General features: G+C 68.5%; 21 protein-coding genes. 16 read left to right on the top strand and 5 right to left on the bottom strand.

Annotation, left to right across the window (positions count from 1 at the left end; genetic code table 11):
- Positions 1-23 precede the first annotated feature (23 nt).
- The 3 genes from ACP7A3_RS13845 to ACP7A3_RS13835 are packed head-to-tail and all read left to right on the top strand — an operon-like array spanning position 24 to position 3,819.
- Positions 24-428: a DUF779 domain-containing protein gene (locus tag ACP7A3_RS13845; RefSeq protein WP_426255988.1), complete on the top strand. Its 405-nt coding sequence runs from the start codon at positions 24-26 to the stop codon at positions 426-428.
- Positions 425-1,603, top strand: a complete 1,179-nt coding sequence (locus tag ACP7A3_RS13840) for an FIST N-terminal domain-containing protein (protein WP_426255987.1) — start codon at positions 425-427, stop codon at positions 1,601-1,603. Before ACP7A3_RS13845 ends, ACP7A3_RS13840 begins: the two co-directional genes overlap by 4 nt.
- Positions 1,600-3,819 carry a NahK/ErcS family hybrid sensor histidine kinase/response regulator gene (locus ACP7A3_RS13835; protein WP_426255986.1) on the top strand — a complete coding sequence of 740 codons (2,220 nt, stop codon included), beginning with the start codon at positions 1,600-1,602 and terminating at the stop codon, positions 3,817-3,819. Before ACP7A3_RS13840 ends, ACP7A3_RS13835 begins: the two co-directional genes overlap by 4 nt.
- On the opposite strand, the gene ACP7A3_RS13830 is transcribed toward ACP7A3_RS13835, so the two are convergent.
- The 4 genes from ACP7A3_RS13830 to pedF all read right to left on the bottom strand — a co-directional run bounded on the left by ACP7A3_RS13830 (position 3,816) and on the right by pedF (position 7,754).
- Positions 3,816-4,451 carry a response regulator gene (locus ACP7A3_RS13830; RefSeq protein WP_017979124.1) on the bottom strand — a complete coding sequence of 212 codons (636 nt, stop codon included), beginning with the start codon at positions 4,449-4,451 and terminating at the stop codon, positions 3,816-3,818. The genes ACP7A3_RS13835 and ACP7A3_RS13830 overlap by 4 nt on opposite strands.
- Before the next feature lie 86 nt (positions 4,452-4,537).
- Entirely contained in the window at positions 4,538-6,316 is a 1,779-nt protein-coding gene (locus tag ACP7A3_RS13825) for a methanol/ethanol family PQQ-dependent dehydrogenase (RefSeq protein ID WP_413243596.1), read from the bottom strand.
- Positions 6,317-6,438: 122 nt separating this feature from the next.
- A complete protein-coding gene (locus tag ACP7A3_RS13820) occupies positions 6,439-7,305 on the bottom strand; it encodes a substrate-binding periplasmic protein (RefSeq protein WP_426255985.1) in 867 nt (288 codons plus the stop codon).
- Positions 7,302-7,754, bottom strand: a complete 453-nt coding sequence (gene pedF / locus ACP7A3_RS13815; RefSeq protein WP_426255984.1) for a cytochrome c-550 PedF — start codon at positions 7,752-7,754, stop codon at positions 7,302-7,304. Before pedF ends, ACP7A3_RS13820 begins: the two co-directional genes overlap by 4 nt.
- A gap of 118 nt (positions 7,755-7,872) precedes the next feature.
- On the opposite strand from pedF, the gene ACP7A3_RS13810 reads away from it, so the two are divergent.
- The 10 genes from ACP7A3_RS13810 to ACP7A3_RS13765 all read left to right on the top strand — a co-directional run bounded on the left by ACP7A3_RS13810 (position 7,873) and on the right by ACP7A3_RS13765 (position 20,734).
- A complete protein-coding gene (locus ACP7A3_RS13810; protein WP_426255983.1) occupies positions 7,873-8,841 on the top strand; it encodes a PQQ-dependent catabolism-associated beta-propeller protein in 969 nt (322 codons plus the stop codon).
- A gap of 144 nt (positions 8,842-8,985) precedes the next feature.
- Entirely contained in the window at positions 8,986-10,389 is a 1,404-nt protein-coding gene (locus ACP7A3_RS13805) for a porin (protein WP_426255982.1), read from the top strand.
- Between the two features lie 66 nt (positions 10,390-10,455).
- Complete coding sequence (gene acs / locus ACP7A3_RS13800) at positions 10,456-12,381, top strand: acetate--CoA ligase (protein WP_426255981.1); 1,926 nt, start codon at positions 10,456-10,458, stop codon at positions 12,379-12,381.
- Positions 12,382-12,500: 119 nt separating this feature from the next.
- Positions 12,501-13,490 (top strand): alpha/beta hydrolase, encoded by a 990-nt coding sequence (locus ACP7A3_RS13795; RefSeq protein ID WP_426255980.1) that lies wholly within the window; start codon positions 12,501-12,503, stop codon positions 13,488-13,490.
- A 274-nt stretch (positions 13,491-13,764) separates the two neighbouring features.
- Entirely contained in the window at positions 13,765-15,783 is a 2,019-nt protein-coding gene (locus tag ACP7A3_RS13790) for an HAD family hydrolase (protein ID WP_426255979.1), read from the top strand.
- A complete protein-coding gene (locus ACP7A3_RS13785) occupies positions 15,780-16,922 on the top strand; it encodes a glycosyltransferase (protein WP_426255978.1) in 1,143 nt (380 codons plus the stop codon). Before ACP7A3_RS13790 ends, ACP7A3_RS13785 begins: the two co-directional genes overlap by 4 nt.
- Entirely contained in the window at positions 16,919-17,845 is a 927-nt protein-coding gene (locus ACP7A3_RS13780; protein WP_294283290.1) for a galactosyltransferase-related protein, read from the top strand. The genes ACP7A3_RS13785 and ACP7A3_RS13780 overlap by 4 nt, the downstream gene beginning before the upstream one ends.
- Positions 17,842-18,915: a glycosyltransferase gene (locus ACP7A3_RS13775; RefSeq protein ID WP_426255977.1), complete on the top strand. Its 1,074-nt coding sequence runs from the start codon at positions 17,842-17,844 to the stop codon at positions 18,913-18,915. The genes ACP7A3_RS13780 and ACP7A3_RS13775 overlap by 4 nt, the downstream gene beginning before the upstream one ends.
- Positions 18,912-19,802, top strand: coding sequence for a polysaccharide pyruvyl transferase family protein (locus ACP7A3_RS13770; RefSeq protein ID WP_426255976.1), 891 nt, complete (start codon positions 18,912-18,914; stop codon positions 19,800-19,802). Before ACP7A3_RS13775 ends, ACP7A3_RS13770 begins: the two co-directional genes overlap by 4 nt.
- The gene (locus tag ACP7A3_RS13765) at positions 19,799-20,734 is read left to right on the top strand and encodes a glycosyltransferase family 2 protein (protein ID WP_426255975.1); all 936 of its coding nucleotides are present in this window, start codon (positions 19,799-19,801) and stop codon (positions 20,732-20,734) included. Before ACP7A3_RS13770 ends, ACP7A3_RS13765 begins: the two co-directional genes overlap by 4 nt.
- 3 nt (positions 20,735-20,737) lie before the next feature.
- Here the strand turns inward: ACP7A3_RS13765 and ACP7A3_RS13760 are convergent, their stop codons facing one another.
- On the bottom strand, positions 20,738-21,823 hold the full coding sequence (locus ACP7A3_RS13760; protein ID WP_426255974.1) for an anhydro-N-acetylmuramic acid kinase: 1,086 nt from the start codon (positions 21,821-21,823) through the stop codon (positions 20,738-20,740).
- A gap of 138 nt (positions 21,824-21,961) precedes the next feature.
- On the opposite strand from ACP7A3_RS13760, the gene rimO reads away from it, so the two are divergent.
- The 3 genes from rimO (at position 21,962) to ACP7A3_RS13745 (ending at position 25,963) form a co-directional block, all read left to right on the top strand.
- The gene (rimO, locus tag ACP7A3_RS13755; protein ID WP_426255973.1) at positions 21,962-23,287 is read left to right on the top strand and encodes a 30S ribosomal protein S12 methylthiotransferase RimO; all 1,326 of its coding nucleotides are present in this window, start codon (positions 21,962-21,964) and stop codon (positions 23,285-23,287) included.
- A 75-nt stretch (positions 23,288-23,362) separates the two neighbouring features.
- Positions 23,363-24,520 carry an AAA family ATPase gene (locus ACP7A3_RS13750; RefSeq protein ID WP_426255972.1) on the top strand — a complete coding sequence of 386 codons (1,158 nt, stop codon included), beginning with the start codon at positions 23,363-23,365 and terminating at the stop codon, positions 24,518-24,520.
- Between the two features lie 30 nt (positions 24,521-24,550).
- Positions 24,551-25,963, top strand: a complete 1,413-nt coding sequence (locus tag ACP7A3_RS13745; RefSeq protein ID WP_426255971.1) for a serine hydrolase domain-containing protein — start codon at positions 24,551-24,553, stop codon at positions 25,961-25,963.
- Position 25,964: the final 1 nt, after the last annotated feature.

Raw genomic sequence — 25,964 nt, 5'->3', positions numbered from 1 at the left:
CCTTGTCTGCGAAGGCACCGCCGATGACCGTTCCGCCGCGCGTCCTGTCCACCGCCGCCGCCGATGCGGTCATGGCGGATCTGACCCGCCGGCACGGGGCGCTGATGTTCCACCAGTCGGGCGGCTGCTGCGATGGCTCGGCGCCGATGTGCTATCCGGCGGGCGAATTCCGCGTCGGCGGGCAGGACATCCTGCTCGGCACCGTCGGGCCGGACGACGCCGCCATCCCCGTGTGGATCGGCGCCGCGCAGTTCGACTATTGGCGCCACACCCAGATCACGATCGACGTCGTCCCCGGTCGCGGCGCCGGCTTTTCGCTGGAAGGCCCCGACGGCCTGCGCTTCATCGTGCGCAGCCGCGTATTCACCGATGCCGAGGTCGACGCGCTCGACGCCGCCGGCCCACCGCCACGCGGAGATGATGCGTGACGGCCGCCCGCTCCGCTGCCATCATCGCCGCCGTGCCCACCTCGTCCCACCTTCGCGTCGCCGCGACGCGCGAACACGATCCCGAACTGGCGATCCGCGCGCTGTTCCGGCAGCTCGACGTGCCGGAACTGTCGGGCATCCTGCTATTCTGTTCGAGCCGGTATCCGCTGGACGCGCTGGCGCAGTCGATCGCCAGCCGCAGCGAGGGGCTGACGATCGTCGGCTGCACGTCGTCGGGCGAACTGACCCCCGATGGCATGGGCGAAGGCACGCTGACGGCGATCGGTTTCCCCGCCAGCGACTTTCGCCTGACCGCGACCTGCTTCACCGACCTCGACCATTTCGACGGCGGCGATGCGCAGCGGCGCGTCCGGTCGATGGTAGCCCAGGCGACCGAGGAGACGCGGCATTTCGGCGGACGCGTCAACCATGCGGCGATCTTCCTGGTCGACGGCCTGTCGCACCGCGAAGAGATGCTGACGCTGACGTTGCAGGATGCGCTGGGCGACGTGCCGCTGATCGGTGGATCGTCGGGCGACGGCCTCGATTTCCGCGAGACCTTCGTCCTGTACGACGGCGCGTTTCGCCGCGACGCTGCGGTGATCGCAATCCTGTCGACCGCGCGGCCGATGACCGTGTTCCGCGCGCAGCATTATCGGCCGGGCGAAGTGAAGATGGTCATCACCGCCGCGGACACGACCCGGCGCATCGTCCATGAAATCAACGCCGAGCCTGCCGCGGAGGAATATGCCCGGCTGGTCGGGACGCAGGTCGACCAGCTCGGCCTGCCGGTGTTCGCGGCGCACCCGCTGATGGTGCGGGCGGGCGGCGAATATTACGTCCGCTCGATCCAGTCCGCCAATCCGGACGGCAGCCTCACCTTCTATTGCGCGATCGACGAGGGGATCGTGCTGACGCTGGGCGAGGCGGACGATATCGTCGGCCGGCTGGAGGCGTTGTTCGACCGGCTCGATGGCGACATCGGCGGCATCGATCGCATCCTCGGCTTCGATTGCGTGCTCAACTCGGTGGAGATCGCGCAGCGTCAGCTACGCACGCCGGTGTCCGACCTCTACGCCCGACGCGGCGTCATCGGCTTCAACACCTATGGCGAGCAATTCCGTGCGCTGCACGTCAACCAGACCTTCGCCGGTCTGGCGATCGGGCGGCCATGACCGGCGAGCGAGACGACGCCGCGCACGTTGCCGCGCTGGAGGCGCGGATCGCGAAGCTGGAGCGGATCAACCGATCGCTGATGGACCGGGTCGAACGCTCGACCGACCTGCAGGGCAACGCCTTTTCGGTGTTCGAAACCGCGATCGCGCTGGAGAGCAAGGTGCGCGAACGCACCGCCGATCTGGAACGCGCGCTCGACGACCTGGCGGCGAGCAATGCCGCGCTCGCCCACGCCCGCGATGCCGCCGATGCCGCGCGGCGGCGCCTGGGCGATGCGATCGAGGCGCTCGACGAGGGCTTCGCCATTTTCGACACCGACGATCGGCTGGTGCTGTGCAACCGCACCTATCTATCGCTCTGGCCGACGATCGCCGATCGCATCCAGCCCGGCGTCGCCTTCGACGAGATCGCCGGTGCGATCTGCGAGGTGGGATCGACGCTTGGCCCCCTCGTCTCGCCGGCGCGCTGGGTGTCCGAGCGCGTCGGCCGCCATCAGGTCGCCGACGGTGGGCAGGTGATCCTGCTCGCCGATGGCCGCTGGATCCAGGTCAATGAACAGCGCACCAGCGAAGGCGGGATCGTCGGCGTCTACACCGACATCACCGACATCAAGGCGGAGGATGCACGGCAACGGGCGCGCGAGCTGGCCGAGCGCGCGGTGGTGTTGCAGGGAACGCTGGACGCCATGCCGCAGGGCGTGTGCCTGTTCGCGCCCGATCGCTCGCTGCTCGCCTGGAACGATCCGCTACTGACCCTGCTCGATTTGGCGCCGCAGCGGATGCGGCAGCGCATCTCCGATCACGCCGCGCTCGTCAAATGGTGCAAGACGAAGCTACCGCGCGCCGATGCCGCCGACACATTGGGCTGGGTCGATACGCAGGGCAGCGATCCCGCCGAGGCGACGCAGGAGATCGTCGCCGTCCGGCGCCTGGCAGATGGCCGCTCGATCGAAATCCGTCGCCAGCCGACGGCCGACGGCGGCATGGTGATGAGCTTCGACGACGTCACCGAACGGCTGAAAACCGCCGACGCGCTGGAACAGCGGGTCGCCGCGCGCACGCGTGAGCTGGAACAGGAGGTGCGCGAACGGCAGGCGGCCGAGCTGGCGATGCGCGCGGCCAAGATGGCGGCGGAACAGGCCAATCTGTCGAAGACGCGGTTCCTCGCCGCCGCCAGCCACGACCTGCTGCAACCGCTGAACGCCGCGCGCCTGTTCGTCTCCGCGCTGGCCGGCCGTCGCCTCGCCGAGGGCAATCGCAAGATCGTCGATCAGGCGGCATCCGCGCTCGATTCGATCGAGGGCCTGCTGGAGGCGTTGCTCGAAATCTCCAAGCTCGATGCCGGTGCCATCACCCCGGACCTCGGCGATGTCCCGCTCGATGAGATGTTCACCGCGTTGCGCGCCGAATTCGCCGTCGTGGCGGCCGAGCGGGGGCTGACGCTGAACGTCGTGCCGACGCGGCTGTGGGTACATTCCGACCGGCGGCTGCTGCGGCGCGTGTTGCAGAACTTCCTGTCCAACGCCGTGCGCTATACCGAGCGGGGCAGCATCACCATGACCGCGCGGGCCGAGGGGCGATCGGTCGCGATCACCGTCGCCGATACCGGTCCCGGCATCGATCCGTCGCACCATGCCGAAATCTTCGATGAATTCCGCCGCCTCAACACGGGCGCGTCGCAGGGAATCGGATTGGGCCTCGCCATCGTGCAGCGCGCCAGCCGCATGCTGGGCCACCCGGTGCGTGTGGATAGCGCGCTCGGCGCAGGCGCGACCTTCTCGATCGAAGCCCCCCTCGCCGCGACGGGGGTGGCGGGCGCGACGGCCAGCGCGGCACCGGCACGCGGGCTGGGCGTGTCGACCGTGCTCGTGCTCGACAATGAGGAATCGATCCTTGCCGGCATGCAGGCGATGCTGGGCGGCTGGGGTGTGCGGGTGCGGACCGCGGCAACGCTGGAGGATGCGCGCGCGATCGTCCGCCGGTCGCGGCTGCGGCCGGACGTCATCCTCGCGGACTATCATCTGGGGTCGGACACGCTGGGCGATGCCGCGGTCGCGACGCTGCGCGAGGATATCGGCGCGAAGGTGCCCGCCGCGATCATCACCGCGGATCGCATGCCCGACCTGCGCGAACAGCTGCTCGCCGCCGGGCTCCACGTCCTCCAGAAACCGGTGAAGCCCGCGCAGCTGCGGGCGCTGCTCGCCAGCGTCCGCTAGCGCCCCAGCCCGACCTTGTTCGCCAGGATCACCGCCTGCGTGCGGCTGTAGACGTTCAGTTTCGACAGGATGGCGGAGACATGCGCCTTCACCGTCGTCATCGACACGTCGAGCTCATAGGCGATCTGCTTGTTCAGCTTGCCTGCGACGACCAGCCCCAGCACCACGCGCTGCTGCGGCGTCAGCGTGCCGATGCGGCGGCGGATGCCCTCGATCTCCGCCTCGGCATCCGACGGGGCCGCGAAATCGTCGGGGATATAGACGTTACCCGACAGGATCGACTGGATCGCCGCGACGATCTGGCTGCGCTTCAGCGATTTGGGGATGAACCCGGCGGCACCGTTGGCGATCGCGCCGTTGACGACCTGGCTATCCGCCGCGGCGGACACGAGCACGATGGGCAGCGACGGAAACCGGTCGCGCAGCATCGTCAGCCCGGAAAAGCCGCGCGCATCGGGCATGTTGAGATCGAGCAGGACGAGGTCGAAATCGCCCTCGCGATCGACGATCTCGACCGCTTCGGCGACCGATGATGCCTCGAACAGGTCGGCCTGGTCGAAGGCGACCGAAATGACGGTACGCAAGCCGTCGCGCACCAGCGGATGATCGTCCGCGATCAGGACTCGTTCCACGCCCCCTCTCCCCGCAGACGATTGTAATATAAGTGCGATCGGATGCGAAGAGGGCGCCGCGACCGGCGACGCCCCCTGCGACCCGATCATGCCTTGGGCAGCTTGAAGACCCAGAGCGCGCCGCCCTGGTTGATATGCTGCACCGCTTTCGCGACCTCGCCGCCCCACAACGGCACCGCGCCGCCCCAGCCGCTCATGACCGCGACATATTGCTCGCCGTCCTGCTCCCACGTCACCGGGCTGCCGACGACGCCGGAGCCGGTGTTGAACTTCCACAGCTCCTGGCCCGTCTTGGCGTCGAACGCCTTCAGATAGCCCTCGGGCGTGCCGGTAAAGACCAGATTGCCCGCGGTGGTCAGCACGCCGCCCCACAGGGGCGCCTTGTTCTTATATTCCCACGCGATCTTGCCCGTCTTGGGGTCCATCGCGCGCAGCACGCCGATATAGTCGGGGTTCAGCGGCTTGATCGTGAAGCCGGCGCCCAGATAGGCCGCGCCTTTCTTATAGGCGATCGGCTCGTTCCAGATGTCCATGCCCCATTCGTTGGACGGGATGTAGAACATGCCGGTCTGCTGGCTGTACGCCATCGGCATCCAGTTCTTGCCGCCCAGGAAGCTGGGCGCGGCAAACACGCTGGCGCCCTTTTCGGCGCTGGGCGCGGGCGGGCGCTTGGCGGGATCGTAGATCGGCTTGCCGTCCTTGGTGAAGCCGGTCGCCCAGTCGGTGCGCGAGACGAAGCGATTGGCGGAGACGAACTTGCCGTTCGTCCGGTCGAGCACGAAGAAATAGCCGTTGCGATCGGCCTTCGCGCCGAGCTTCCGCCCATCCATGTCGAACGGGATGAATTCGTTGACGCCGTCGAAGTCCCAGCCGTCATGCGGGGTTGTCTGGTAATGCCATTTGATCTCGCCCGTGTCGGGATCGATCGCCAGCGTCGACGAGGTGTAGAGGTTGTTTCCGGGGCGCAGATGGCTGTTCCACGGAGCGGGGTTGCCGGTGCCCATGTAGATCAGGTTGGTATCGGGATCGTAGGTGCCGCCCAGCCAGGTCGCGCCGCCGCCGTTCTTCCACTGATCGCCCTGCCAGCTCGCATTGAGCTTGCCGGTCATGGTCGAATCCTTGCCGTTCAGCTGGCCCATATGGCCCTCGATCGTCGGACGCGACCAGATCAGCTCGCCGGTGTTGACGTCACGCGCCTCCACCTTGCCGACGATGCCGAATTCGCCGCCCGAATTGCCGTAGATCACCTTGCCCTTCACGATCATCGGCGCGGCGGTGAAGCTGTAGCCCGCGTCATAGGGGGCCAAAGTCTTGTTCCAGATGACCTTGCCCGTCTTGCGGTTCAGCGCGACCATATGCGCATCGAGCGTGCCGAAGATGATCTTGTCGCCGTAGATGGCAGCGCCGCGATTGACGACGTCGCAGCATGGCATGATCCCGTCGGGCAGGCGCGCGTCATACTGCCACAGTTCTTCGCCCGAACGCGCATCGAAGGCGAACAGGCGGCTGTAGCTGCCGGTGACGTAGATGACGCCGTCATAGACGATCGGCTGCGCTTCCTGCCCGCGCTGCTTCTCGCCGCCCAGGCTGGCGGAGAAAGCGGGGACGAGGCGCGCGACATTGGCGGCGTTGACCTGCGTCAGCGTGCTGAACCGCTGCGCTCGCGGCCCCATGCCATAGGTCAGGACGTCGCCGGGGGTCGCCGCATCGTTCATCAGGTCCGCATCGGTCGGTCCTGCCCCCGCAGCAGCGGCAGCAGCGGCAGCTGGAGCGGCGGCGGGCGGGGTCGTGGCGGCCGCCGTGATGGCGGCGCGCGGTTCGGTCGCGGTCACCGCCGTCGCCAGCATCGTGCCGGCCAGCAGCATCGCGCACCGGGTCGCCATGGTCTTCATCGCTCTCGTCTCCCCTCCGTTCGGCCGTCCCTGCGACCTTGGTTGATGACGCCGAGCCTAATCCGGGATCCGCGTCGGTGGCATTGGACCTTGGATCAAGTCGCCAGCGGCGCGCGGTCGCTGACGCCGTGGCGCGCGAGGATCGCCGCGACGGTGCCGTCGCTACGCAGGCCGGCGACGATCCGGTCGAGCCGGTCGGCGAGGTCGCGGCTGTCGTCCTTCACCGCCAGGCCCACGTCCCAGCCTGCGCTGGGGAGCGCCGGCAGCGGCCCCTTGCGCGTCTTCACCCGCGGCGCGCCGGCAGCGAGCGCATGCTCGATCTGCGCACGCGTCGCGAGCACGACATCTGCTTCACCCGTCTTGACCGCATCGACCGCGGCCGCGCCGCTCATCAGGTGGCGCGTGTCGGTGCGCAACACGCCGCCGAAGCTGCCCGAAAAGTAGAAGTCGGGCACGCTATCCAGCTCGGCCACCAGCCGCTTGCCCTTGAAGGCGGCGGGGGCGACCTCGCAATCGGTCTCGACCCCGCAGGCCATCAGGAAGCCCTCGCGATAATAAGGCGCGCCGATCACCGCGCGGTCGTTGGCGCGGGCCAGCTGCCGGTCCACCGGCACGTGCATCATGATGTCGCACGTCTGTCCGCCGACCAGAGAGCCCCGCCACACCATGTTGCGCAGATCGTCGCCGACATCCTCGTCGGCCAGGAAGTCGACGATCTCCGCGCGCACTCCCAAAGCCTTGGCGATCGCCCGGCCGAGGTCGACGTCGATGCCCATGACGGTGCCGTCGGCGCCCTTCCACGACCAAGGTTCGAAATCGCGATAGACCGCGATGCGCACGACACCCGCCTCGGTGATCGTGTCGAGCCCCCGCGCCATCGCTCCGACGGGGGCAAAGGCCGCGGCGAGTGCGCCCGCGATAATCGCGCGGCGGGTGGGTGCGCGGCAGGATGCCCCGCTCATTCCTCGTGCTTCGTGTCGAGCCAGGAGCGGATCGCCCAGCCGGCCTTCTGCCCCAGCGCATCGCCCATCGGCGGCATATAGACCTTGCCGTCGCGCGACGAGCCATGCTGGAAGCGCTGGATGAACCATTCGTCGCCGGCCTCGCCCTTGTCGAGGTAGCGCAGATCGGGGGCAATGCCGCCCGAGATCGCATCGAGCCCGTGGCAACGCGCGCAATTGCCGCCATAGGCGCTCTCGCCGATCTTCTTGGCAATCGCATAGACCTGAGGGTCATCGCGATAGGGGTTCTTCGTCACCCATGTCGTGTTGTCGGGCTTGATGTCGGGCAGCTTGCTGGTGTCGACCGCCTGCGGCGTGACGTTGCCATGCGCGAAGACGTTATAGCCGATCGACGACGCCGCGATCAGCGCCGAACAGACGAATGCGATACGCGAACCCTTCACCGGCATCATCCTCTCCCGCCGCCCTGACGGCGGCTCGGCAGAGACCCTAACCGCGGCGAAGCATCGGGACTTATTGGACTTTGGTACGAAGGGGCGGCGCGCCGGGATGGGCTAGGATGCGGTCATGCGATCCCTGCTCCTCATCGCGGCCCTCGCCGCCCCCCTCGCCGCCCCTCTTACCCCTGCGACCGCCGAGACGATCTATGTCTCGAACGAGCGCGCCAACACGATCAGCGTCATCGACGCCGCCACGCTCAAGGTCATCGTGACCTGGCCCGTCGGCCGACGCCCGCGCGGCATCGTCCTGTCGCGCGACGGCAGGTACTTGTACGTCTGCGCCAGCGACGAAAACGCCGTGCAGGTGGTCGATCTGGCATCGGGCAAGGTCGTCGCCAACCTGCCGTCGGGGGAGGATCCCGAAACCTTCGCGCTGTCGCCGGACGGCACACTGCTGTTCGCCTCGAACGAGCGCGATGCGACGGTGACCGCGATCGACGTGCCGGGGCGCAAGGTCGCGTTCCAGGTCGTCGTCGGCGTCGAGCCCGAGGGGATGGCGGTCAGCCCCGACGGCCGGTTCGCGGTCTCCACCTCCGAAACGGACAATGCGGTCCACTGGATCGACATCGCGCGGCGCGAGGTGGTGGCGACCACGCCGACGGGCGACCGGCCGCGCCACGCCGAATTCTCTGCGGACGGCAAGCAGCTGTGGGTGTCGGCGGAGCTCGGCAACAGCGTGGCGGTGATCGACGTCGCCAGCCGAAGGGTGATCGACACGTTGCACTTCACGGTGCCCGGCATCGCCCCCGAAAAAGTCATGCCGGTGCAGATCCGCTTTACCCCCGATGCGCGACAGGCGGTGATCGCGCTGGGGCGCGGCAATGCGATCGCGATCGTCGACACCGCGACGCGCAAGACGCGCGCCATCGTTCCCGTCGGCCCGCGCGTGTGGGGCGTTGCGATCACGCCGGATGGACGCCGCGCCATTTCCAGCGACGGCCTGTCCGACACGGTCACCGTCGTCGATCTCGCCAGCGCCAAGGCCATCGCCACAGTCCCGGTCGGCCGCGCGCCCTGGGGTGTCGTCGTCCGGTAGGGGTCGTGCGGTAGGGAAGGCAGGGCCATCGCCGCGCCGTCCCACTTTGGTCCGGGATCGAAAGTCCAATACCGCGCCGCGCCCGTCTCCATCAGCCTTGCCGACACGAGCCCGAGACCACGGGCCGAACAGGGGAGGATTAGCATGAAAGCCGTTGCCCGCCTGCTGGGCGCCGTCGCCCTCGCATCCATCGCCATCGCCACGCCCGCCGCGGCGCAGGATGCGACCGACGGGCTGCTGCTGAAGCTGAAGGAAAAGGGAATCCTGACCGAGGACGAATATCAGGCGCTGCTCGCCCGCAAGACGGCACAACCCAGCCCCGTCCCCGCCGCCAACACCGCAGAGGCGCCGCAGCAGGCCGCCGCCGAACGGCTCGACGACAAGAAGCTGGTGCGCATGGCGGACAGCGGCGTGGGGCTGGTGATCGGCGATGTCGCGCTGAAATTCTCCGGCTCCGTCAACGGCTTCTACGTCCATGACAGCGCCGATGCGGCGACGCCCGCGAATACCGTCGCGGGCGGGCTCGCGAGCGTCGGCAACGACACGTCCGCGATCCGCAACGGGCTGCTGCCCGGCTTCCTGAAGGTCGACGTCTCGACGACCCAGGGCGGCTGGGACGTCGGCGCGCATTTCGGCATGTACCCCGGCATCAATTCCAGCCTGGGCAATTCCGGCGCGAACGGCGCGGGCGCCCCCCAGGCGCTGCAAACCTCCGGCATCGATTTCCGCCAGACCTATCTGACGTTCGGTCGCAGTGGCTTCGGCGAGATCAAGATCGGCCGCGATATCGGCCTGTTCGGGTCGGATGCGATCCTGAACGACATCACATTGCTGTCGGTCGGCACCGCCGCGGGCAACGCTGCGCCGTCCAACACGTCGCTCGGCCGGATCGGGCTGGGGTATATCTACACCGACTTCCAGCCGCAGATCACCTATGCCTCGCCCAAATTCGGCGGCTTTCAATTCGCGGCAGGCGTCTTCCAGCCGCTGACCACGATCGGCCGCACCGAGACGAACGAGACGATCGGCTTCCAGGCCAAGGCGACCTACGACCTCGTGCCGACCGACGGAGGCCTCGGCGCGCATCTGTGGGTCAGCGGGCTGATCCAGGGCCATGACGCGATCGGCGGCTTGCCGGCCTATACCGGCCGCGCGATCGATGCCGGCGCCAAGCTGTCCTACGGTCCGGCGAGCCTGACCGGCTATTATTACACCGGCACCGGCGTCGGCACGATCGGCCTGTTCCTGCTGTCGACCGATGCGCTCGGCCGCAAGCGCGACAGCAACGGCTATTACGTCCAGGGCACCTATGGCATCGGCAAGCTGACGCTGGGGGCGAGCTATGGCGCGAGCTACCTGTCGCGGGCGCAGGGTGAGGCGATCTCCGCCCTCGTCCGCCGGAACGCGAGCTGGGTCGGCCAGACGCGCTATGGCCTGAACAGCTGGGTGACGCTGATCGGCGAATACACCCACACCATGTCGCGCGCGCACAACGGCAACGACGCGAGCTCCGACGCACTGGCGCTCGGCGCGATCCTGTTCTTCTGATCCCACCGCATCGACGGGCTGTGCATCTCGATCGGATGCGCAGCCCGCGTCACGAAAGGCCGCCTCATGCTCGATATCGTTCCAGCGACCCCTGCGCGTTCCGGCGGCATCGGCCCTGCCGAATATGAGCATCAATGCCGCGCCGCGATCGAGACGCCCGATGCCTATTGGCGCGATCAGGCCGCACAGCTCGACTGGATACGGCCATTCGATACGGTGAAGGACGTGTCCTTCGCAGCGGACGATTTCCGGATCCGCTGGTTCGACGGCGGCCAGATCAACGTGTCCGCCAATTGCCTCGACCGGCACCTGGCGACGCGGGGCGATCAGGTCGCGATCCTGTGGGAAGGCGACGAACCCGGCGAGGGCGCGCGCATTACCTATCGCGCGTTGCACGACCGCGTCTGCCGAATGGCGAACGTGCTGACGTCGCTTGGCGTCGGACGCGGCGACCGCGTGACGCTCTACCTGCCGATGGTGCCCGATGCGGCGGCGGCGATGCTCGCCTGTACGCGGATCGGCGCGATCCATTCGATCGTGTTCGGCGGCTTTTCCCCCGATGCACTCGCCGACCGGATCCGCGATTGCGGATCGAAACTGGTCATCACCGCCGACGAAGGCTGCCGCGGCGGCCGTCGCATTCCGCTGAAGGCCAATGTCGATGCCGCGCTAAGCGCCTGCCCCTCGGTCGAGCATGTGCTGGTCCTGCGCCGCACCGGTGGCGATATTGCGATGACGCCCGGCCGCGACCTGTGGCTGGACGATGTGATCGCCGATGCCTCGCCCGTCTGCCCGCCGGTGGCGATGGAGGCCGAAGACCCGTTGTTCATCCTCTACACCAGCGGATCGACGGGCAAGCCCAAGGGGGTGCTCCACACGACCGCCGGCTATCTGCTGTGGGTCGCCAAGACGTTCCGCGAGGTCTTCGACCACCGCGACGGGGACGTCTTCTGGTGTACCGCCGACATCGGCTGGGTCACCGGGCACAGCTATGTCGTCTATGGCCCGCTCGCCAACGGCGCGACGACGGTGATGTTCGACGGCGTCCCCAATTATCCCGACCACGGGCGATTGTGGGATACGGTCGACCGGCTGGGGGTGAGCGTGCTCTACACCGCGCCGACCGCGATCCGGGCGCTGATGCGCGAAGGCGACGACCACGTCACCCGCCATCGCCGCACCAGCCTGCGCCTGCTCGGCAGCGTCGGCGAACCGATCAACCCGGAAGCCTGGGCCTGGTATCACCGCGTCGTCGGCGACGGCCGCTGCCCGATTGTCGACACGTGGTGGCAGACCGAGACGGGCGGCGTGCTGATCTGTCCCCTGCCCCACACGCCCGATCCCAAGCCTGGCGCCGCGACCAGGCCACTGCCCGGCGTCCAGGTAGAGCTGGTCGATGCAGAGGGCGGCGTTCTGCACGGCGCGGCAGAGGGCCATCTGGTCCTTACCGATAGTTGGCCCGGCCAGATGCGATCGATGTGGGGCGATCACGACCGCTTCATCCAGACCTATTTCACCACCTATCCCGGCAAATATTTCACCGGCGACGGCTGCCGCCGCGATGCGGACGGCGATTATTGGATCACCGGCCGCGTCGACGATGTCATCAACGTCAGCGGCCACCGCCTCGGCACCGCGGAGATCGAGAGCGCGCTCGTCGCCCATCCCAGCGTCGCGGAAGCTGCCGTCGTCGGCATGCCGCACGACGTGAAGGGGCAGGGCATCTACGCCTTCGTCACGCTCCACGCGGACGCGATGGAGGACGAGGCGTTCCGCGACACCTTGCGCGCCTGGGTCCGGCGACAGATCGGCCCGGTCGCGACGCCCGACGCGATTCAGTTCGCCCCCGCTTTGCCCAAGACCCGCTCCGGCAAGATCATGCGCCGTATCCTGCGCAAGATCGCGGAAGGCGCGGTCGATACGATCGGCGACACCTCGACGCTCGCCGATCCATCCGTGGTCGCGACGCTGATCCGCGACCGGCAGGCATGAGGTGAACGCGCGCGGCGTTCGAGCCCGGCCCTCGACATAAGCCGGACGGACGTCCACACGCGCCCCTGCCCGCCCGCCGCCGGACCGACCGGCAGGGGCCGAAGCCGTTGGACCGCCCCATGACCGCACGCCCACGTTCGATCCGGCTGACGCCGCGAGACATTCCGTCGCCCAGCTCGATCAGCCCCGAGGCGCAGGCGGCGCTGGAGCGGCTGATCGACGCGGACGGCGTGCCGGTCAACGCGCGCTTCGCCATGCCGGACCATGACGACGTGGCGGGGTGGCAAGCGGTCAAGACATCGGTCGATGCCCACTATGCGCGCATGCTGGCCGCGGCCTCGGACGCGCCCACCGCCGCAGTCGAGACGATCCGGTGCGACGATGCGGTCGTCCATGTCGCCACGCCCGTTGCCCCGATCGCCGAGGACGCTGTGTATATCGACCTGCACGGCGGTGCGCTGGTCTTCGGCGGTGGCGAGGCGTGCCGGCATGGCGCACGGACGCTGGCCGATCAATTGGGCTTGCGCGTCTGGAGCGTCGACTATCGCCTGCCGCCCGAACACCCCTTCCCGGCGGGCCTCGACGATGGCCTGGCGGCCTATCGTGCTGCGCTTCGACTGTACCCGGCCGAACGGATCGTCGTTGGCGGACGCTCCGCCGGCGGCAATCTCGCCGCCGCGATGCTACTGCGCGCGACGGCGGAGAGCCTGCCGATGCCGGCCGGGCTGGTCCTGCTGTCGCCGCAGGTCGATTTGACGGAAAGCGGCGACAGTTTCGTGGTCAACGCCGGCGTGGACGGGATGCTGCCCACGTCGCTGATGTCGAGCAATCGGCTCTATGCGGGTGGGGCCGATCTGAGCGATCCTCTCGTGTCACCGCTGTTCGGTGATGTCGCCAACTTCCCCCCGACCTTCCTTCTCACGGGCACACGCGACCTGTTTCTGTCCAACACCGTGCGCATGCACCGCCGGCTCGTGTCGGCCGGGGTTCCTGCAGACCTCCATGTCTTCGAAGCCATGCCCCATGGCGGCTTCGGCGGAGCGCCCGAGGATCGGGAGGCGGCGCACTGTATGACGCGCTTCGTCCGAGACCGTCTATCGGCGCGCTGACCGGGCGCGCTGCTTGCCATTCTGCTGCGGTTTTGGCCCCGACGATGGACGTTCCGGAAAAACGAATGCCACGATAAGACAGTAATGGATCAATAGTCGCGCACCGCTCCCGGTCGTGATGAGGCAAGAAGCGGATTGATCTGCGTCTATACGAAAAACAGAGGTTGCTGCGGAACCAATAAGTCGTTGCGCTAAATACTATTTCTCGTGTTTCCCGCTGGATACAAATCGACCAAACTGTCGTTGAGCCCTGATAAAGCAAGAAGGGGCGCTCGTGATCATCGTACATCTGGCGCTCGGCGGTTGTCTGAAGGCGCCGCCCGTCAATTTCGGCGTGACGGCAGATACCGGTGGCCATATCGCCTATGTCCTCGATGCGGCATGCCATCAGGCGTTGCGCTCCGATGTCGATGCGGTGACGATCGCCACACGATTGTTCGCCGACGAACGGCTCGATCCCGTCCACGCGCAAGCGGAGGAGGTCGTCGCGCCGAAGGTGACGATCCGCCGCATCGCGACCGCAGACCATCGCTATCTCGAGAAGGAGGCACTGGGCGCCGACCTTGCCGCCTTCACGGAGGCGTTCTGCGCGATGCTCGAACAGGAAGAGCGGCGCCCCGACGTGATTCACGCGCATTTCGCCGATGCCGCCGCCGTGGCCATGGCGGCACAGCGTCGATTCGGCATCCCCTTCGTCTACACGCCGCACGCGCTCGGCATCGACAAGCGGATGCAGCGCCTGGAATGCCCCGGCCTCGACGCCCGGATCGCCGCCGAACGCGCCGCGATCGAAGGGGCCTCAGCGATCGTGGTGTCGACCGAGGAAGAGGCGGCGCGTCAGGTCGGCGGTTATGGCGTTGCGCTCGGCGACCGGGTGACGGTCGTCGCGCCGGGCGTACCGCGCCGCGATTGCGTGCCGGGGCCGGATACGCTGGCCGACCGGCTGGGCGACTGGTTCGAGCGCCCGGACCTGCCGATCATTCTCGCCATCGCGCGGCCCGTCGCGAAAAAGAATCTCGCTGCGCTCGCCCGCGCCTATGCCGACGATCCCGCGCTACAGGCACAAGCGAACCTAGTCATTCTGGCCGGGCAGCATGCCTATGCCTCGGCCGATGAGCGGGCGTCGCTTGCGGAATTGCAGGCGATCGCCGACCGGCCGGGCATGCGGGGGCGCATCGCCCTGCCGCCGCAGCACGATGCCGATGACGTGGCGGCGCTGTATGCGCGGGCAGCGCGCGGCGGCGTCTTCGTCAACCCGGCGCTGCACGAGCCCTTCGGCCTGACGCTGGTCGAGGCCGCGGCGGCGGGTGTGCCGGTGGTCGCGACGCGCAACGGCGGTCCCGCCGATATCGTCGCGATGATCGGCCATGGCCTGCTGATCGATCCGGAGGATACGGCCGCGATCGGTGCGGCGATCCGCGCGATCGTCGGCGATCCCACCCGGCATCTCGCCTTCGCCACCGCTGCACGCACCCGTGCCGATCTGTATTGCTGGCATCGCTATGCGGCCGCTACCCGCGCGCTGTACGGCGACTTGGCGGCGCCCCGCCTGCTTGCCTGCGACATCGACAATACGCTGACCGGCTGCGTCGAGGGCGCGCGCGCCTTCGCGGCGTGGCGGGCTGCGAGCCCCCTGCCCTTCATCATCGCCACCGGCCGCGGCTTCGACGCCGCGCGGATGATCCTGAAGCGCTGGCGCCTGCCGCAGCCCGATGCGTTCATCGTCGATGTCGGCACCCGGTTGATGCTGCCCGACGGAACCGGCGGGTGGCGCGCCTGCGCGGACTATGCGCGCACGCTGGATGCGGACTGGGATCGCGACGCCGTCGCCGCGACGCTCGCGCCGCTCGGCGTGACGGCGCAACCGGCCGCGACGGCGGGGCCGCACAAGATCAGCTTCTACGGCGGCGCTGCCGAGGCCGGCCGCATCCGCGAAGCACTCTCGGCAGCGGGGCTGGCCGCGCGCGTCATCTTCTCGCACGGCCGCCTGATCGACGTGCTCGCGCCCACCGGCGGCAAGGCACAGGCAATCGCGGCTTATGCCGCCCGGCGCGGCCTGACGCTGGCGGATTGTATCGCGGCAGGGGACAGCGGCAACGACGCCGACATGCTGGCGGCGTGCGGCCATGCCATCGTCGTCGGCAATGCGGGGGGCGAGCTGGCCTATCTGTCGCCACGCCCCGGCCTGCTGCGCGTGCGCCGCCATCATGCCGGCGGCGTGCTGGAGGGGCTGGCGACCTTGGGGCTGGCGGATGCGTCCACCGCCGACCTGCCCGTCTCGGTGGCGGCATGATGCGCCCCTTCGGCTATTTCGTCCATCATCAGGGTCGCGGCCATGCCGAACGCTGCGCCGCGATCGCCAACGCGCTGCCGCCGACGCGGCCGATGACGATCTTCTGCGCGCGTGACGACATCTTTCCCGCGCTGCCCCCGCAGGTTGATGTCGTCCGTCTGCCCTCTCTGTTCGAAGCCACGGGCGACGAGGCGACGACGATGGACTGGGTGCCGACGCCGCAGACGTTGCACTGCGCGCCGCTGGGCTGGCCCGGCATCCGTCGCGCGATGGCGATGCTGGCGGGGTGGTTCGACAGCGCCGACCCCGCGCTGATGATCTGCGACGTCTCGGCCGAGATCGCGCAACTGTCGCGCATCTGTTCGGTGCCGCACGTCAAAGTCCTGCAACACGGCGACCGCGGCGATGCCGGCCACCGTGCCGCCTATGACGGCGCGGCGGGGCTGCTCGCGCCCTTCCACGCCGATCTCGCGCAGCCCGACTGGGACGCGGCGTTACGCGCCCGGACCTGTTTCGCCGGCGGCCTCGGCGTCGATGTCCGTGTGCCCGAGCGCGAGGTAGCGCGGCAGCGGATCGGCATTGGCGCGGACGAAGAGATGATCCTCGTCCTGTCGGGGGGCGGCGGCGATGGCTTCGCGCAGGCGCCGATCGGCGTCGGCGCACGTGCGCGCCCGGCGGCACGCTGGATCACGATCGGCAAGGTCCAGCGCGACTGGCACGCCACTGAGCCCGCCAATGTCGAGCATCGCGGCTGGGTGGACGATGCCGCCGACCATATCGCGGCGGCGGACCTCGTCATCGCCTCGACCGGCAACACCACCTGCCAGCAAATCCTCGCTTCGGGACGGCCATGGCTGGCAGTGCCCGAATGGCGCTATTTCGACGAACAGCATCGCAAGGCCGATGCACTCGCCGCCGCCGGCGTCGCGACCGTGCGCCCGCACCTGCCCTCGTCGGCGCATGGCTGGAGCGCGGCACTGGCCGACACGCTGCGCGACCACCGCCCCGACCGCCAGCGCGCAATGATCGACGACACGCCGGCCGACCGCGCCGCCCTCTGGCTCGAAGCGCTCGCCGACCGACTGTGGACGCCGCTCGCCGCCACCCCTTCCCTCTCCCTGGAGCCCCGCATCCTATGACTTCCGTCTCCGTCGTGACCCTGGCGAAGGGCCGCCCCGATCACCTCGTCAACGTCGTGCGCGGGCTATCGCAGCAGACGATGCGGCCGGTTGAGCTGATCGTCGCGGTGATGCAGGACACGCTCTACGACCTGCCCGACGCCCCCTTTCCCATCCGCCAGATCCGGATCGACGCCGATGCGCTGCCGCTCGCGATGGCGCGCAACGTCGCGGCGGGCGCGGCGCAGGGCGAGGTACTCGTGTTCCTCGACATGGACTGTATCCCCACGCCGGAACTGGTCGCCGATTACGCCGGCTTCGCCGCCACGTTCGATGGCCTGCTGATGGGCGAGGTGATGTACCTGCCCGGCGGCGCGACGGCGGGCGACTGGTCCTATTCCGGTTTCGCCGCGGTCGCCGAACGGCACTCGGACCGCCGCGGGCCGCCCGCGGAGGGGCTGGAAGTGTGTGCCGATTATCGCTGCTTCTGGTCGCTCAACTTCGCGATGCGCCGCGAGACGTTCCTGCGCGTCGGCGGCTTCGACGAACGCTATGTCGGCTATGGCGGCGAGGATACCGATTTCGGCAAGACGCTGGATCAGGCGAACGTCACGATCGCCTGGATCAAGGGCGGGCTCGCCTATCACCAATATCACCCGCACCACATGCCGCCCGTCCACCATATCGACAGCGTGGTCCGCAACGCGCAGCTGTTCGAGGCGAAATGGGGCTATCGGACGATGGGCCACTGGCTGCACGCGTTCCGCCTGATGGGGCTGATCGACGACACGCCCGGCCGGCCGATCCGCATCCTGCGCGAAGCCCATGACGGCGACCGCGCGCTGACCGGCCAGCAGAGCCATCAGCCTTATGCCAATACCGCGCGCGTGCTGCGCGAACTCGAAGCCGCCGCCGCCCGCGCACCGGAGGCGGTCGCCGCGTGAGGATCGCCATCCTCGCACATGTCCGCCAGCGTATCGCACAGCCGTTCGCAGGCGGCATGGAGGCGCATTGCTGGCACCTCGCCGCCGGGCTGCAGGATCGCGGCCACGACGTCGTCCTGTTCGCCTCGGGCGACAGCGATCCGCGCTTCACGATCGATCCCGTGCTCGCCGAACATTACGAGCGTACCTTCCCGTGGGCCGAGCATCGCGGCTCGGCGCCGCTGATCGCGCATCTCGACGCGGGCTATGCCGCGGCATGCGACCGGATCGCGGCCGGCGGGTTCGATGTCGTCCACAACAACAGCCTGCACCGCTTCCCGCTGGAGCGACGCCGGACGGAGGCGGTGCCGACCGTCACCTCGCTGCACGTGCCCCCCTATGACGCGCTGCACTGGTTCGTGCAGCAGAGCCCGTCGCCGCGCCATCATCTGACCATCACCTCGGCGCGGCAGCGCGAGGCCTGGTGGCCGAACGGCGCACCGGCGGAGGTATCGGTGCTGCACAACGGCATCGATATCGATCGCTGGCCCTATCGCCCGCACGGCAACGGCGAGGCGGTCTGGTGCGGGCGCATCACGCCCAACAAGGGGCCGCATCTCGCCGCCCGGGCCGCACGCGCCGCCGGCATCCGCCTGACGCTGTTCGGGGGGATCGAGGATCCTGACTATTATTCGTCAGAGGTCGCGCCGCTGCTCGGCGACGGCGTCGTCTATGCCGGGCACCGCAACGCCGAGGACCTGGCGGTGGAACTTGGCCGCGCCTCGCTGTTCGTCTTCACACCCTGTTGGGACGAGCCGTTCGGACTGGTCGCGGCAGAGGCGATGGCGTGCGGCCTGCCCGTCGCAGCATTCGACATGGGTGCGGCGCGCGAGGTCGTCGGCGACGCCGGCCGGTTCGCGGCCCCGGGCGATGTCGCCGCGCTGGCCACGGCGATGCGCGAGGCGATGGCGATTCCCCCCGACGTCCCGCGTGACCGCGTGCAGCGGCTGTTCACGCACGATCGCTGGCTCGACCGCTGCGAGGCGCTGTACCGCACCGTGATCGCCGGCGACGTCAGGCTGGCGGCATGAGCGACGTCGTCGCGGCGCAGCGAGCCGCGCTCGATACCCTCTACCGCCGGCACCTGACGCTGGGCAGCCGCTATGCGCTGCTCGACTTTCCCGATCACGCCAATGTCGGTGACAGCGCGATCTGGCTGGGCGAACTGGTCATGCTGCGCGGCATCACCGGACGCGATCCGAACTATGTCTGCACGTGGCACGATTTCGACGAGCACGCGCTGCGCGCCGCCTGCCCGGACGGCATCGTCTTCCTGCACGGGGGCGGCAATCTGGGCGATATCTGGCCACACCACCAGCAGTTGCGCGAAACCGTGCTCGAGCGGCTGCGCGACCGCGTGGTGGTGCAGCTGCCGCAGTCGATCCACTTCCGCGATGCGTCGGCAGCGGCGCGGTTCGCAGGCATCGCGGCACGGCACCCGGGGCTGACGCTCTACGCGCGCGACACCGCCAGCCTCGCCATCGCGCAACAGATGGTCGGGACGGTCGCTTCGCTCGCCCCGGATTCCGCCTTCGCGCTCGGGTGGCAGGCGCGCCGGGAGCCGGACGTGCCGGTGCTGGCGCTGATGCGTACCGACAAGGAGCGAGTCGACAATACTCCGCCGCTCCCGGCGGACGCGATCGTCTGCGACTGGCTGGAAGACGACGATGGCCTGTCCGGCGACCACGCCGCCCTCGCCACGGCGCGTGTCGCGCGCGGCCTGCGCCTGCTGTCGCGAGGACAGACGATCGCCACCGATCGCCTGCACGGCCATATCCTCGCGCTGCTGCTCGATATCCCCCACATCGTCTTCGACAATGATTACGGCAAGATCGGCCGCTACGTCGCGACATGGACCCAGGGCAGCCCGCGCCTGCTCCACGCACTGCCGTCGCCGCCACGATCCGTCGCGGCATGACCGCCATCCCGGCGATCAGCCTGCTCGTCTGCACGCGCAACCGCGCCGATGCGCTGCCGCGCCTGCTCGCCTCGATCACCCACGCCGCCGCGCAGGAAGGGGCACCGGCGATCGAGGTCGTCATCGTCGACAATGGCTCGACCGACGCCACGGCCGATCGGCTGGCGGCGTGGCAGGCGCAACAGTCCTTCCCCGTCCGCCTGCTCCACAGCGACCGGCCCGGCCTGGCCCGCGCGCGAAACGTCGGTCTCGCCGCCGTGCGCGGCGCGATCGTCGCGATGACCGACGACGACTGTCGCCTCCACCCCGATTATTTCATCGCGCTCGCCCGCTGTTTCGCGGCGCTGGGCGGTTCGGCGATCGTCGGCGGCCGCATTCTGCCCGGCGATCCCGACGACCTGCCGATCACGATCAAGCTGGAAGACCATCCGATGATCGCGACGCCCGATCAGTTTCCGGGCGGGTTCGTAATGGGCGCCAATCTGGCGATGACGCGCGATGTGCTGCATCGGGTCGGCGCCTTCGACGAGCGGTTCGGCGCGGGCGCGCCGTTCCGCGCCGCCGAGGACACCGACTATCTGCTGCGTGCGCAGGCGGCGGGGATCGCGCTGCGTTACGAGCCCCATTTCGTCGTCGACCATCACCACGGACGCCGGCTCGCCGCCGAGGAACGCGCCCTGCTGGCGGGGTACAGCGTCGGAGACGGCGCGCTCTACGCCAAATTCCTGTTCAGGGACCGGCGGGTGCTGCGCTACCTCATGCAGGACGTCGGATCGCTGCGGCTCGACCTGCTACGCCCGGTCCGCGCGCATAAGAGCATTCGGGCCTTCTACACGTTCTGCCTGCGCCACAAGCTGATCGGCATGGCCGCCTTCCTGACGGAAAGCGCCAGGAGCGGCCGACGCACTACCGATCAGTACGGCCGGGCATAAGCGTCAGGGCCGATCGACGCGGCCGCCCGGCAGCGGATGGGGCACGCCGGTCGTGCCGGGGAAGCTGATCGGCAGTCCCTTCAGCGTCCGCACCGCCATATAGGCGAAGCCCTCCGCCTCCAACGCGTCGCCGTCCCAGCCGAGCGTATCGCTGGCTTCCGGTGCGATGCCGGTGCGCTCGCCGATCATGCGCAGCAGCGTCGGGTTGTGACGGCCCCCGCCCGCGACGATCAGGCGCTTCGGCCGCGCGGGCAGCTGGTCCAGCGCCTCGGCCACGGTCGCGGCGGTAAAGGCGGTCAGCGTCGCCGCGCCGTCCGCCGCCGACAGGCCGCGCGCCGGCTGAATGGTGAAGTCGTTGCGGTCGAGGCTCTTGGGCGACGGCGCGGCAAAATAGGGGTGGTCGAGCATCGCGGTCAGCACCGCCTCGTCCACATGCCCCGACGCGGCAAGCGCACCATCGGCGTCGTAACGCGCGCCGGTTTCCGCCTCGACCCAGCTGTCGATCAGGCCGTTCGCCGGACCGGTGTCGAACGCGACCAGCGCGCCATCCGCGCCGACGAAGGTGACATTGCCAACGCCGCCGAGATTGAGCACCGCCACCGGCCGCTCCAGCCCGGCCGTCAGCGCGGCGTGATAGATCGGGAGCAACGGCGCCCCCTGCCCGCCTGCAGCAACGTCCGCGCTGCGCATATCGCTGACCACCGCGATGCCGGTCGCACGCGCCAGCACGGCGCCATCGCCGATCTGCCACGTCCAGCCGCGGTCGGGCCGGTGCGCGACGGTCTGCCCGTGATAGCCGATCACCGCCACGTCCGCCGCCGCCACGCCCGCATCGCGCAGCAGCTTGTGGACGGCAAAGGCATGCGTCCGGTCGATCAGCTCGCCCGCCGCGACGATATCGGGCGAAGCGCGCGGCCGATCGAAGGTCAGCGCCAGCGCGGTCGCCGCGGCCAATTGCTCGCGGGCCGCGTCCGAATAGGGCTCGCCGCGAAAGGCCAGCGGCCGCACCTCTCCTTCGCCATCCGTTTCGATCAGCGCCGCGTCGATCCCGTCAAGCGACGTCCCGGACATCAATCCTATTGCCAGCATGCACGATCACTCCCGTCGGTTCGATGTGGCGGCTGCGCGGCAGGCTGTCGAGCGGCATCGCCCCCGGATGCGACGAATGGCCGCCCGTGCCGCGCCATCTGGCAAAAGCGCGCCAAATCGACTATGTCGCGCGCTCTCATGGCAACTCGTCTTCCTTCTCCGCCGCGCGTCGGCATGGTGTCGCTTGGCTGTCCCAAGAATCTGGTCGACAGCGAACGCATCCTCACCCAGCTGCGCGCCGACGGCTATCAGATGTCCGCCGATTACGCCGGCGCCGACGTCGTGCTGGTCAACACCTGCGGCTTCCTCGATTCCGCCAAGGAAGAAAGCCTGGAGGCGATCGGCGAGGCGATCGCGGAAAACGGCCGCGTCATCGTGACGGGCTGTATGGGCAAGGAGGCGGAGGTCATTCGCGCCCGCTTCCCGCAGGTCCTCGCCGTCACCGGCGCGCATCAATACGAACAGGTGGTCGAGGCGGTGCATGAGGCGGCGCCCGCGAACCTGTCGCCCTATATCGACCTCATCCCCGACGCCGGGCTGAAGCTGACGCCGCGTCACTACAGCTATCTGAAGATTTCGGAAGGCTGCAACCATCGCTGCTCCTTCTGCATCATCCCCAGCTTACGCGGCGACCTCGTCAGCCGCCGCCCCGACGCCATCCTGCGCGAGGCGGAGAAACTGGTCGCCGCCGGCACGCGAGAATTGCTCGTCATCAGCCAGGACACCAGCGCCTACGGCATCGACATCCGCAAGGAACCGCGGATATGGAAGGGGCGCGAGGTCGTGCCGCACATGACCGATCTCGCCCGCGAACTGGGCCAGATCGCGCCCTGGGTGCGGCTGCACTACGTCTACCCCTACCCGCACGTCGATCAGGTCATTCCGCTGATGGCGGAAGGGCTCGTGCTCCCCTATCTCGACATCCCGTTCCAGCATGCCGCGCCGTCGGTGCTGAAGGCGATGAAGCGCCCGGGCAACGACGCCAAGGTGTTGCAGCGTATCCACCAGTGGCGGGACATCTGCCCGGACATCGCGATCCGATCGACCTTCGTCGTCGGCTTCCCCGGCGAGACCGAGGCCGATTTCCAATATCTGCTCGACTGGCTGGATGAGGCACAGCTCGATCGCGTCGGCGCGTTCCGCTTCGAGCCGGTGGAGGGCGCCGCCGCCAATGCGCTGCCCGATCCGGTGCCGGAGGAGGTCAAGGAAGAGCGCTATCAGCGGATCATGGAAAAGACCGCCGCGATCAGCGCCGCAAAGCTCGCCGCCAAGGTCGGCCGCACCCTGCCCGTCATCATCGACGAGGTCGGCGAGGAAGGCGCCACAGGCCGCAGCCAGGCCGATGCGCCCGAAATCGACGGCCAGGTTTTCCTGCGCGACGCCGCCCATCTCTCGGTCGGCGATATCGTACCGGTAACGATCGAGGACGCCGACGAGCACGACCTGTACGGCGTGCCGGCGTAAGGACTTAGCGGTCCACGCTAGACGCCGCAGCGTTCCCCTGCAAGGATCATCGGTCTGCGGCGGGAGACGACGGCGATGATGACGCGGCTGGCGATCGGCGGCTATCGTTCGATCCGCGACCTTACGCTGGAGCTGTCGCCGCTAACGATCGTCACCGGACCGAATGGTTCGGGCAAATCCAGCCTGTATCGCGCGTTGCGTCTGCTGGCCGACGTCGCGCAGGGCCGGCTCCTCGCCTCGCTCGCCCAGGACGGCGGATTGGCGTCAGTGTTATGGGCTGGTCCTGAGACGATCAGCCGCGACATGCGCGCCGGGCGCGTGCCTGTGCAGGGAACGGTGCGGACCGGACCGGTCAGCCTCAGGCTCGGTTTCTCCGGTCCCGACTTCGGTTATGCGATCGATATCGGGCCGCCGATCCCCGGCACCGGCTTCGCGGGCGATCCTGAGATCAAGGTAGAGGCGATGTGGACGGGCGAAAGGCTCGGCCGCGCCAATGCCTTCGCCGAGCGTCGAGGGCGCGTCGTCAACCTGCGCACGGCCGACACCGGCGAATGGCGGCGAAGCCCCATCGACCTGTCGGGCTTCGAATCGATGGTCACGCACGCGGCCGATCCCGTCGATGGCCTGGAGTTGCTGCTGATGCGTGAGCGCATGCGCAACTGGCGCTTCTACGACAGCCTGCGGACGGATCTCGACGCACCGGTCCGGCGGCCGCAGATCATCACCTACACGCCCGTCATGGCGGGCGATGGATCGGACCTCGTTGCCGCGATCGCGACCATCCAATTCTTTGGCGATGGGGAGGCGTTGGCAGCGGCGATTGACGACGCCTTTCCCGGGTCGACGATCACGCTTATCGGTGGCGAGGGCGCTCGTCCCTCGTTCGGCCTGCGCCAACCCGGTATGCTTCGGGCGCTCGACGCACGCGAATTATCCGATGGCACCCTGCGGTACGTCCTGCTGGTCGCAGCGTTACTGTCGCCTCGTCCGCCCGAGCTGATGGTATTGAACGAGCCCGAGGCGAACCTCCACCCCTCTTTGCTGCTGCCGCTCGCCCGACTCCTCACCGCCACCGCCCGCTCCTGCCAGATCATCGTTGTCTCCCACAGCAGCGCTTTGCTCGATGCGTTGCGCGCCAGCGGCGACGTCGGCGACATCGCGCTGGAAAAGGAATTGGGCGAAACGCGCACGCAGGATCGCTTCGGCCCGCAATGGGCGTGGCCGAAACGCTGACGTCGATTTCACTTTCGCCCATCGCGGCCGATGTGGCAGCTAGGCGCGATGAAGCTCCCGACATTCGCCGCAGCCTGTGCGCTCGCCATCGCTCCCGCAGCGGTGCAGGCGCAGGCGCTCTCCCCCACCGAACTCGCCGCGGTCGACAAGGTCGTTGCCGATGGCCTCGCCGCCACGGCCACGCCGTCTGCGCAGGTCGCGATCGTGCGCGGTGGCAAGATCGTGCTGGTCAAGGCCTATGGCGAGCAGGCGAAGGGCGTGCCCGCGCGCACCGACGCGCCGTATCAAATCGCATCGATCTCCAAACAGTTCACCGCCGCGGCGCTGCTGCTGCTTGCCGACGACGGCAAATTATCGATGGACGATACGGTGGCCAAATGGCTGCCCGGCATCAGCGGCGGCGATAAAATCACCATCCGCCAGTTGCTCAGCCACACCTCGGGCCTGCAGGATTACTGGCCGCAGGACTATAGCTTCGCCGCGATGGAAAAGCCGACGACGCCGCAAGCGATCGTCGATCGCTGGGCGAAGAAGCCGCTCGATTTCGCGCCGGGCACGCAATGGCAATATTCGAACACCGGCTATGTCGTCGCCGGCATGATCGCCGAAAAGGCGGCGGGCGAGCCACTGATGACCTTCCTGCAACGGCGCATCTTCGCGCCCCTGGGGATCAAGGCGATCGATCAGGACAAGGCGGTCGGCAACGGTTTCCCCGTCGGCTATCACCGCAACGCTTTGGGCCCCGTCCGCGCCGCGCCGCCGCCCGCGGAGGGCTGGCTGTTCGCGGCCGGCGAGCTGTCGATGAGCGCCGCCGATCTCGCGAAATGGGACGTCGCGCGCATGGATCGCAGCCTGCTGCCCGCCGCCGACTGGGCCGCTCAGGAAAAGCCGGTGCTGCTCAACGACGGCAGCACGACCAATTACGGCTTGGGCGTCAGCCTCGGCAAACGCGCCGGCGTGCCCTATGTCGAGCATAGCGGCGAGGCGGTCGGCTTCCTGTCCGAAAACATCGTTTTCCCCGAACAGAAAGCGGCGGTGGTCGTGCTGACCAATGCCGATTTCGGCGACGCCTTCGTCACCATCGCCAATGGCATTGCGAAGGTCGTGCTGCCGGCGACCGCGGATGCGGCCGAAATCCAAAAGACCGCGCAGGCCCGCGCGCTGTTCGATTCGCTGCGGTCCGGCACGCTCGACCGGTCGAAGCTGACGCCCAATGCATCCTATTATTTCACGCCGCAGGTGCTCGCCGACTATAAGAGCAGCCTCGCCCCGTTGGGCGCGCCGACCAGCTTCGAACTCGCCGGACCCAAGCGGCTGCGCGGTGGCTTCGTCCAGCGCCGCTACGTTGTGACCTATCCCGACCGGAAGCTGTCGATCGCGACCTTCGCGGAACCGGATGGTGCGCAGCGCTACGAACAATTCCTCGTGTTCCCGGCCAACTGAC

It is taken from the genome of Sphingomonas sp. DC5200-1 (genome assembly GCF_049897245.1).
Taxonomy (GTDB): Bacteria; Pseudomonadota; Alphaproteobacteria; order Sphingomonadales; family Sphingomonadaceae; genus Sphingomonas; species Sphingomonas aquatilis.
Note: the sequence above shows the minus strand (reverse complement) of the source record. Positions and strands in the feature narration are given on the sequence as shown.